The organism is Halofilum ochraceum, from assembly GCF_001614315.2.
GTDB classification, from domain to species: domain Bacteria; phylum Pseudomonadota; class Gammaproteobacteria; order XJ16; family Halofilaceae; genus Halofilum; species Halofilum ochraceum.
Window position 1 is genome coordinate 40,905 of record NZ_LVEG02000003.1, and the last position, 9,448, is coordinate 50,352.

9 protein-coding genes are annotated in these 9,448 nt (G+C 67.5%); 1 reads left to right on the forward strand and 8 read right to left on the reverse strand.

Annotated elements, in window-relative coordinates; translation table 11 throughout:
* The first annotated feature begins 11 nt into the window (after nt 1-11).
* A complete protein-coding gene (locus A0W70_RS04110; RefSeq protein WP_070988352.1) occupies nt 12-1,394 on the forward strand; it encodes a YihY/virulence factor BrkB family protein in 1,383 nt (460 codons plus the stop codon).
* 95 nt (nt 1,395-1,489) lie between these two features.
* On the opposite strand, the gene purD is transcribed toward A0W70_RS04110, so the two are convergent.
* From purD to accB, 8 genes are all read right to left on the reverse strand, one after another.
* Nucleotides 1,490-2,764, reverse strand: coding sequence for a phosphoribosylamine--glycine ligase (gene purD / locus A0W70_RS04115; protein WP_070988353.1), 1,275 nt, complete (start codon nt 2,762-2,764; stop codon nt 1,490-1,492).
* The gene (locus tag A0W70_RS04120) at nt 2,761-3,333 is read right to left on the reverse strand and encodes a peptidylprolyl isomerase (RefSeq protein WP_070988361.1); all 573 of its coding nucleotides are present in this window, start codon (nt 3,331-3,333) and stop codon (nt 2,761-2,763) included. The genes purD and A0W70_RS04120 overlap by 4 nt, the downstream gene beginning before the upstream one ends.
* 247 nt (nt 3,334-3,580) lie before the next feature.
* Nucleotides 3,581-5,155, reverse strand: a complete 1,575-nt coding sequence (gene purH / locus A0W70_RS04125) for a bifunctional phosphoribosylaminoimidazolecarboxamide formyltransferase/IMP cyclohydrolase (RefSeq protein WP_070988354.1) — start codon at nt 5,153-5,155, stop codon at nt 3,581-3,583.
* 75 nt (nt 5,156-5,230) lie between these two features.
* Nucleotides 5,231-5,635, reverse strand: coding sequence for a helix-turn-helix domain-containing protein (locus A0W70_RS04130; protein WP_070988355.1), 405 nt, complete (start codon nt 5,633-5,635; stop codon nt 5,231-5,233).
* A 362-nt stretch (nt 5,636-5,997) separates the two neighbouring features.
* Nucleotides 5,998-6,792, reverse strand: coding sequence for a zinc-ribbon and DUF3426 domain-containing protein (locus tag A0W70_RS04135; RefSeq protein ID WP_070988356.1), 795 nt, complete (start codon nt 6,790-6,792; stop codon nt 5,998-6,000).
* Between the two features lie 46 nt (nt 6,793-6,838).
* On the reverse strand, nt 6,839-7,723 hold the full coding sequence (gene prmA, locus A0W70_RS04140) for a 50S ribosomal protein L11 methyltransferase (protein ID WP_070988357.1): 885 nt from the start codon (nt 7,721-7,723) through the stop codon (nt 6,839-6,841).
* Nucleotides 7,724-7,776: 53 nt separating this feature from the next.
* Nucleotides 7,777-9,117, reverse strand: coding sequence for an acetyl-CoA carboxylase biotin carboxylase subunit (accC, locus tag A0W70_RS04145; RefSeq protein ID WP_070988358.1), 1,341 nt, complete (start codon nt 9,115-9,117; stop codon nt 7,777-7,779).
* 9 nt (nt 9,118-9,126) lie between these two features.
* Nucleotides 9,127-9,448 (reverse strand): acetyl-CoA carboxylase biotin carboxyl carrier protein (accB, locus tag A0W70_RS04150; protein ID WP_083330769.1); only part of this gene is annotated, 322 nt, incomplete at its 5' end.

Consider the following 9,448-nt stretch of genomic DNA (forward strand, 5'->3'; position numbering starts at 1 on the left):
AGGGAGGCGCCATGCACGACGCGCTGGACCGGCTCCGATCCCGTATCGATCAGTTCATCTGGCAGACCTCCCTCGCGGACCAGCCGTACTGGCGCCGCGAGTGTGTGTATATCCTACGGCTTGCCCATGTAATCATCCGTGAACTCGCCGCGGGCGCGCTTACGTTGCGCGCCATGAGCCTGGTGTTCACCACGCTGCTGGCCATGGTGCCGCTGATCGCGGTGAGCTTCTCCGTGCTCAAGGGCTTCGGTGTACACAATCGGATCGAGCCGGCACTGCAGGGATTCCTCGCCGCACTCGGGCCACGCGCCGATGAGATCACGGAGCGGATCGTCGGCTTCGTGGACAACATCGAGGTGGGTGTCCTCGGGGCGGTCGGTATCGGCCTGCTGCTGTACACGGCCGTGTCGCTGGTGCAGAAAGTCGAAGAGGCGTTCAACTACACCTGGAACGTCAGTCGCCGCCGCACGCTCGTACGCCGTTTCTCCGATTATTTCAGCGTGATCGTCATCGGCCCGGTGCTGGTCTTTACGGCGCTCGGTATCACCGCGACGCTGACCAGCAATTCCGTAGTCCAGGCGCTGGTGGCGATCGAGCCATTCGGGGCCATTCTTCAGCTGGCCGGACGGCTGGTGCCCTACCTGCTGGTCGTCGCAGCGTTCACGTTCCTCTATATGCTGATCCCGAATACGCGCGTGCGACTGGCGCCGGCGCTGTTCGGCGGTGTGGTCGCCGGCGTAGCGTGGGAGAGTATCGGACGATTGTTCGCCGCATTCGTCGCGACTTCGACCAATTACACGGCGATCTATTCCGGCTTCGCTATCCTCCTGCTGTTCATGATCTGGCTGCAGCTGTCCTGGCTGATCCTGCTGACGGGATCCTCGATCGCGTTCTATCGCCAGCATCCCGAACAGTTGCTGGCCGGCGGCCGGGGCGGGGCCCGCCTGTCGGGCGCCCAGACGGAACGCCTCGCGCTGGCCGTGATGCGCTGCGTCGTTACAGCCTGGTATGCCGGCGATACGCCGCCGACCCGGGACGTCATGGCGCGGCGTCTTGCCGTTCCCGGCGACGCGGTCGATGCCGTGCTGGAGGCACTGATCGATGGGGGACTGGTCGCGCCCAACGGCGACGAAGCGGAAGGCTGGCTACCTGCCATCCCGCCCGAGCGGACCTCGGTCCGGCGCATCGTCGAAGCCGCGCGCAAATACGGGACGCTGGATCATGTCCTGGCGGGCGATGGCGTGCCAGAGGCGGGCGCGATGGCGGCCGTTGACACAGCCCTGGAACAGGCACTGGGCTCCATGACCGTCGCCGATCTTGCCCGTACCGAGGTGGAGGCCGATCCGGTGCAGGAGAGCGTGGTCGAGCGCGCGACCTCCGGCGGCAAGCAGTAGGCGGGCTTGATGCCCCGGGTAACGACAGCGAGTCCCGTCGCGCCGATCGCGAATCTTCCTGTAGGAGCGAGCCTGCTCGCGATCGACTGACCGACTCAGCGGTCGATCGCGCGATGGCCGATGTCCCGCCGGTAATGGACGTCGGGCCAGTCGATCCCGGCCATGGCCGCATAGGCGCGCTCCCTTGCCGCCGCTACATCCCGCCCCAGGGCCGTGACGCAGAGCACGCGGCCACCCGCCGTGCGGATTTCATCGCCCTCGCGGCTCGTGCCCGCGTGGAAGACCTTCACGTCATCGGCGTCGATGCCATCGATGCCCCTGATGACGTCACCCTTGCGATATTGTTCGGGATAGCCGCCGGCCGCCATGACCACGCCCAGGGCCGCGCGCTTGTCCCAGCGCGGTTCGACGGAACCCAGTCGACCGTTCGCCGCGGCCGCGAACAGGTCGACCGCGTCGCTGGTGAGACGCATCAGGATCGGCTGGGTCTCGGGATCGCCGCCGCGGACGTTGAACTCGAGCACCCGCGGCGCACCGTCCGCACCGATCATCAGCCCGGCGTAGAGAAAACCGTTGATCGGCCGGCCTTCCGCCGCCATGCCCGCGACCGTGGGCTCGACGACCTCGCGCATGATCCGCTCGTGGACGGCGTCGGTCACTACCGGGGCCGGTGAGTAGGCGCCCATGCCGCCCGTGTTCGGGCCGGTATCGCCGTCGTCACGGGTCTTGTGGTCCTGTGACGAAGGCAGCGGGACGGCCGTGCGGCCATCGACCAGGCAGATGAAACTCGCCTCTTCGCCGTCGAGGAAATCCTCGACCACCACGCGTGCGCCGGCGCCCCCGAACGCGCCTCCGAGGATGTCGCGGACGGCCCGCTCGGCGGTGTCCGTGTCGCGGGCGATGATCACGCCCTTGCCGGCGGCGAGGCCGTCCGCCTTGATGACCAGCGGTGCGCCGCGCTCGTGTACCCAGGCGAGCGCCGGGTCGATCGACTCGAAGGTCCGGTACTCGGCCGTCGGGATCTTATGGCGCGCGAGGAAATCCTTGGCGAAGGCCTTGGAGCCCTCGAGTTCGGCCGCCGCCCCGGTCGGCCCGACGATCGGCAGGTCCAGCGCGTGGAATCGATCGGCGATGCCGGCGACGAGCGGGGCCTCGGGGCCGACAACCGTCAGGCCGATGGCCTGATCGCGGGCGAAATCTACCAGTGCGTCGAGGTCGTCGGCGGCGATCGGTACGTTCTCGACGCCGCTCTCCGCCGAGGTGCCCGCGTTGCCGGGGGCGACGAACACGCGTTCGCTTCTCTTCGACAGGGAAAGCTTCCATGCCAGCGCATGTTCGCGGCCACCGCCACCGATCACGAGCACCTTCATGTATTGCCTCCGTCGTTCGTCCCCTCCCCGCAGTCATCGATCGTCACGGCTTCGATCCGGATCGTGTCGCGCGGAACGTTCTGATGGCCGCCACGGCGGGTCGTTTCCACTGCGGCAATGGCGTCGACCACATCCATGCCATCGGTGACCCGGCCGAAGACGGTGTAGCCGGCTTGGTCTTTCTGGCCATCGAGCCGTGCGTTGTCGGTCAGGTTGATGAAAAACTGGGAGGTCGCGCTGTCCGGATCGCTGGTCCGGGCCATCGCGAGCGTGCCGCGGGCGTTGGAGAGCCCGTTGTCGGATTCGTTGGTGATCGGGGCGCGCGTCGGTTTGCGCTCCATGCCCTCGGTCATGCCGCCGCCCTGGATCATGAAACCCGGGATCACGCGATGGAAGATCGTGCCGGCAAAGAACCCGTCACGCGCATAGGTCAGGAAGTTGGCCACCGTCGCCGGCGCCTCCTCGCGATCGAGCGCTATGCGGATGCTGCCGCGATCGGTCTCGATCGTGGCGGGTACGCTACCTTCGGTGCAGGCGTTATCACCGGCTGCGTGGGTTGGGCTGGTCATGATGATGAGTGCTCCGATCGCGGGCAGGATACATCGCAGGGACATGGGGTGTTTGGCTCCGGTTGCGGTTACTAAGCTTCCATGAAGTATTGTCAGGTCTCAGGGCCATTGCGCTGTTGGCTGGCAAGGCGCGGGAGCGAAGGCGTGCTGTCGGCACGTCGAGCGAGCGCAACGCCGCCAGCCGGCAGCGCAATGGCTCCCTGCGGGCGCGCGCTGAGACCTGACAATACTTCATGGAAGCTTAGTATCAATGGCGGAAGTGCCGCATGCCGGTGAAGACCATGATGATGCCGAGTTCCTCGGCCGCGGCGATCACCTCGTCGTCGCGCACAGAGCCCCCTGGCTGGATGACGGCCTTCACGCCCGCGCCGGCAGCGACATCGAGTACGTCGCGAAACGGGATGAACGCATCCGAGGCGATCACCGAACCGGGCGTGGGGATGCCGGCATCGGCGGCCTTGTGGATGGCGATGCGGGCGGAATTGACCCGACTCATCTGGCCGGCTCCGACGCCGACGGTGGCGCCATCACGGGCATACACGATCGCGTTCGACTTCACGGACTTGCAGACCCGCCATGCGAAGAGGAGATCGCGTTCGGTGGCGGCGTCGGGTCCGGTGCGGGTGGCAGTGCGGAGGCCGTCGTCGGCTATCAGCAGGGTGTCCCGGTCCTGCACCAGCAGGCCGCCGGCGACCCCGCGGTAGTCCAGACCACCGGTCATGCCACCGAGGGAGCCGGTCTCCAGTACGCGTACGTTCGGTTTCGCGGAAAGCACCCGGAGCGCGTCCTCGTCCACGGACGGGGCCAGCAGGACCTCGATGAACTGCCGCTCGATCAGGGTCTTCGCCAGCGCCGCATCCAGCGGCTGGTTGAAGGCGATGATGCCGCCGAACGCGGAGACCGGATCGGTGGCGTAGGCACCCTCGTAGGCGGACGCGGCGTCGGCGCCGATCGCGACGCCACAGGGATTCGCGTGCTTGACGATCACGCAGGCGGGCTCGTCGAACTGCTTTACGCACTCGAGCGCGGTGTCGGCGTCGGCAATGTTGTTGAACGACAGGGCCTTGCCCTGGCGCACGCGGGCGCGGGTAACCGTGTTTGCCGGCGCATTCGGGGCGGCGTAGAACGCGGCGCGCTGGTGCGGGTTCTCGCCGTAGCGCAGCGCGAGGACCCGTTCGAAACCGGTTTCGAGCTGCTCCGGCAGGGCGTCGTCGTTCCCGGAATCTTCTTCCTGCTCCGTCAGCCAGGCCGCGATCGCACCGTCGTAGGCCGCCGTGTGGCGGAAGGCCTTCGTGGCCAGTCGCCGCCGGGTGGTTGCGTCGAGCCCGCCGGCGGCGACCGCAGCCGCGACCGTTGCGTAATCTTCGGGATCGGTCACCACGCCGACATCGGCCTGGTTCTTAGCCGCGGCGCGCACCATGGCCGGGCCGCCGATATCGATATTCTCGATCGCGTCCGCGCGGGTGACGTCCGGGCGCGCAACGGTCTCGCGAAACGGGTACAGATTGACCACGACCAGATCGATCGGATCGATGCCGTGCTCCGCCATCGCCTCCGCGTCTTCGCCGCGGCGGCCGAGGATGCCGCCGTGGATGCGCGGGTGCAGCGTCTTTACGCGTCCACCCATGATCTCGGGGAAGCCGGTGTGGTCGGCCACTTCCGTCACGGCGAGCCCCGCCGCGCTCAGCGCACGGGCGGTTCCGCCGGTCGACAGCAGCTCGACGCCGGCGTCGGCGAGTGAGCGCGCGAAGTCTTCGAGACCGGTCTTATCGGAAACACTGAGGAGTGCGCGCCGCACCGGCGTCACGTGGCTATCGTTCATTTTGAGGTGGTCCGGATCGGGTGGAGGCGCCGCGGGCCCGGGTACGCCGGTACCGTCGGCACCGGGGAATCCATCTCAGCGGTCGATCCCGTAGTAATTCAGTTTCTTGCGCAGGGTGCCGCGGTTGAGTCCCAGCAACTGGGCGGCGCGGCTCTGGTTGCCGCCGGTATGTTCGAGCACGAACTGCAGGAGCGCCTGCTCGGTCTCGCCGATCACCATTTTATGGAGATCGCAGGGCTGTTCACCCTCGAGTGCGTCGAAGTAGCGGGCGAGCTCCTCGGACACGCAGCGCTTGAGTGGCGTTGCGGCCGGGCCGCCGCAGCCGTTCGGGCGGTTGCGGTTCATGCGGCAAGCCTTCCTGGTGCTCGGGTCCCCGGCCTGTACGGGGAACGGTGTCAGCGTCGGCATCGGCACGTCATCGGTCCGGTGCGGCTCCGCCGCGCCCGTACCGGGATTCACGTGATCGCCTTCTTGTGCCACGTCCCGCTCCGCCCTCACGCCGATCCAAAGGGACCCGTTCGCTGTCGAACGTACGCGATCGACTTGTACGAATTGTTCTTGGTTGCCGACCCTGTTCTTCGTGCCCGGCTGTTCTGTCAATCGTTCTACCGGGCGCACGGCCGACCCGCTATACGGTATGCGGGAAGCCGGGCCGCTGCAACGATTACGGGGCGGCGCGATCGTACGGCCCCCGCGCGCCGGGAATCCGCACATGGCTCACCGGCAGGCGCCGGAGTATAGCATGGGGATCGGCCCCTTGCCGGTCGCCCGCGCCGGGCGGCGCATCATACGCGGCCGGTCGGCAATCTAAAAGCATCGGTCCGGGATTGCCGTGATCGGGGTCACGAAAAGTCCAGTTCGAACGTCCGCGCCTTGCGCCCCGGGTCGCGGACCTCGAGCGTGATGCGCACGGGGGATCCCGGCGCCATGCGGGCGTTCGGATCGAGTTCAGGGCGGTATTCGCGCGGCTCGAAATTGCGGCGGATCATGGGCTCGCCCCGCAGATCGCCGAGACTGACGGTCAGCGTGGGGTATGGCTGTGAAAACGGGGCGTTGTTCACGAAGCGCGCATCGATGATGAGCGCTTCGTCGACATTCGGATGCGCATATACATTGCGGCGTACGAGTTCGATCTGCTCGACCGCCCGGCGCGGAGCTACGCTGCAGCCGACATACGCGCACATGTCCATGATCAGCGGTCGCATCGAGGGGTTCTGCGCGAAGGCCTCGCGCTGGACGAACAGCAGTTGCCCGCAGAGCGCGAGCAGCAGCAGCGTGTTGACCGCGGACCAGCCCGCCAGTGACCAGCGCGTCGGCCGCCCGCGCGTATGCTGCTCCGGCTCGCCCTCCAGATCCGACATCAGGATGCCGGAAACGGACCCGTGTCGCGGCCGCTCCAGTTGCAGCCGCGGTTGGTGCGGGGGCTTCGGGGCCCCATCCGGCGCGCCCGCTCCGCTGCGATCCCCGCCGGCCTGATCCGCCGCCGCGGAGACGTCGAACGGCAGCTCTTTCTGCAGGCGGCTGCGCGCGTCGAACGCGCGGCCGCACTGCCCACAGCGGACGCGTCCGTTCGCCTCGTCGAGGACCTGCGTGGCGATCCGGAACACGGTCCGGCAGTGGGGGCACTGGGTGTTCATGGGATTGCTGGTTGTTCCGGTGACAGCGTTGATCCAGCGGCTTCCGTCAGCGACCGCTGCGGCGCCTGCCCTCGAGGCGGACCCATTCGTCGCGTTCGCCGCCGACTTCGAGATGGTACCAGGGCTCGTAGGCCGCGATGACGTCCTCGGCCTGTTCAGCGAGCACGCCTGCCAGTGCGATCCGGCCGCCGGCCTCCTGCGCGCGGGCGATGGTGTCCGCCGACTGCATCAACGGCCCGGCCAGGATATTGGCGACCACGATGTCATACGGGCCGCCCAGGGGATCGTCCGGCTGGGCGGTCGTGATCCGCTCGGCGACCCCGTTCGTGTCGGCGTTGGATGCCGTCGCTTCCAGCGCCTGCGGGTCGATATCGATCCCGTGTGCGCGCGCCGCGCCAAGTTTCAGGGCGCCGATCGCGAGGATCCCGGACCCGCAGCCGTAATCCAGTACGCGCGTGCCCGCAAGCGCCAGGCCATCGAGCCATTCGAGACAGAGGGCGGTCGTGGCGTGCGTCCCGGTGCCGAACGCGAGCCCCGGATCGAGTCGCAGGACGACGGCCCCGGGTTCGTCCAGTTCGGCCTCCAGCGGCGCGACCCAGAGCCGACGGCCGAATTGCAGCGGCTGCCAGTCGTCCATCCAGACCCGGCTCCACTCCCGGTCGGGCAGCGTCTCGAACACGGGCGTGAGTTCCCCGCCGTCGGCGGTGAGCGCGAGGCTGTCCGCCACGCTTTCGCGGTCGACCGTATCGCCAAACAGGGCGATGACCCGGGTCGCCTGCCAAAGGGGCATCGCACCGGGGGCCGGTTCCAGCAGCGGCATATCGCCCGCGTCCTCGAGCGTCACCGACAGGGCGCCCGCTTCAGTCAGCGCCTCCTCGACGGCATCGGCCCGGTCCGGGGCGGTGTCGACCTTCACCTGGAGCCATGTCATCGCGTTACCGCCCGTCCGCGTTACGGGGCAAGGGGGCGGGGCGCCCCGCCGGGTCAGAGGCCAAGCTTCTTCTCGAGATAGTGGATATCCGTTCCGCCCTGGCGGAATGCGGCATCGGCCATGATATCGCGGTGCAGCGGGACGTTCGTCTTGATCCCCTCGACGACGATCTCGGACAGGGCGCCCGCCATGCGGGCGATCGCCGCGTCGCGGTCATCGCTGTGACAGATCAGCTTGCCGATCATCGAGTCGTAATACGGCGGGACCTTATAACCGTTGTAGACGTGCGAATCGACCCGCACGCCGGGACCGCCCGGTGCGTGGTAGAGCGAGATCGTGCCCGGCGATGGCATGAACGTCGACGGGTCTTCCGCGTTGATGCGGCATTCGATCGCGTGGCCCTGGACCTGGACCTGTTTCTGGCTGACGGACAGGCGCTCGCCGGCAGCGATCCGCAGTTGCTCCTTGACGATGTCGATACCGGTGATCATCTCCGTTACCGGATGCTCGACCTGGACGCGCGTATTCATCTCGATGAAAAAGAATTCGCCGTTCTCGTACAGGAACTCGAACGTGCCCGCACCCTGGTAGCCGATCTTCTGACAGGCCTCGGCGCAGCGCTTGCCGATCTTCTGGCGCTGTTTCTCGGTGATCCCGGGCGCCGGCGCTTCCTCGACCACCTTCTGATGTCGGCGCTGCATCGAGCAGTCGCGCTCGCCGAGGTGGATCGCGTTGCCGTGGCTGTCGGCCAGTACCTGGAACTCGACGTGCCGCGGGTTGGACAGATACTTCTCCATGTACACCGCGGGGTTGCCGAAGGCGTTACCGGCCTCGGTGCGCGTCATCGAGATCGCGTTGTGCAGTGCCGCTTCGCTGTGGACCACGCGCATGCCGCGGCCGCCGCCGCCGCCCGAGGCCTTGATCATGATCGGATAGCCGATCTCGCGGGCAATCCGCGTGCACTCGTCCGGGTCCTCGGGCAGCGGGCCGTCCGATCCCGGGACGCAGGGCACCCCGGCGGCCTTCATCTCGCGGATGGCACTCACCTTGTCGCCCATCAGCCGGATCACGCCGGCATTCGGGCCGATGAAGATGAACCCGCTCGATTCCACCCGCTCGGCGAAATCGGCGTTCTCCGACAGGAAGCCGTAACCGGGATGGATCGCCACGGCGTCGGTGACCTCGGCGGCCGCGATGATCGCCGGCACGTTGAGGTAACTCTCGCTCGAACTGGGCGGGCCGATACAGACCGTTTCGTCGGCCAGGCGCACGTGTTTGAGATCACGGTCGGCGCTGGAATGCACGGCGACCGTGCGGATATCGAGTTCGCGACAGGCGCGGAGGATGCGCAGCGCGATCTCGCCGCGGTTGGCGATAACGACCTTGTCGATCATGGCTTTGGTCTACTCGATGATCATCAGGGGTTCGCCGAACTCGACCGGCGAACCGTTTTCGACGAGGACGGCCTTGACCGTGCCGCTCACGTCGGCCTCGATCTGGTTGAGGATCTTCATCGCCTCGATGATGCAGACGGTTTCGCCGGCCTTGACGCTCTGGCCGACTTCGACGAAAGGCGGCGATGAGGGTGAGGAGGCGCTGTAGAAGGTCCCCACCATCGGTGATTCCACCACATGGCCCGAGGGCAGTCCGCCGCCGCTGTCGTCGCCGCCGCCGGCGGGCTCGGCCGGGGCGGGCGCCGGGGCCGGCTGGGCCGCTGGCGCCTGC

What these genes read in the sequence shown, in the direction of transcription:
- A0W70_RS04110 (WP_070988352.1), top strand. Translation starts at nt 12, where the DNA reads ATGCACGACGCGCTGGACCGGCTCCGATCCCGTATCGATCAGTTCATC.
- purH (WP_070988354.1), bottom strand. Translation starts at nt 5,155, where the DNA reads ATGAACGATAGCCACGTGACGCCGGTGCGGCGCGCACTCCTCAGTGTT.
- accC (WP_070988358.1), bottom strand. Translation starts at nt 9,117, where the DNA reads ATGATCGACAAGGTCGTTATCGCCAACCGCGGCGAGATCGCGCTGCGC.
- prmA (WP_070988357.1), bottom strand. Translation starts at nt 7,723, where the DNA reads ATGACATGGCTCCAGGTGAAGGTCGACACCGCCCCGGACCGGGCCGAT.
- purD (WP_070988353.1), bottom strand. Translation starts at nt 2,764, where the DNA reads ATGAAGGTGCTCGTGATCGGTGGCGGTGGCCGCGAACATGCGCTGGCA.
- A0W70_RS04135 (WP_070988356.1), bottom strand. Translation starts at nt 6,792, where the DNA reads ATGAACACCCAGTGCCCCCACTGCCGGACCGTGTTCCGGATCGCCACG.
- A0W70_RS04120 (WP_070988361.1), bottom strand. Translation starts at nt 3,333, where the DNA reads ATGACCAGCCCAACCCACGCAGCCGGTGATAACGCCTGCACCGAAGGT.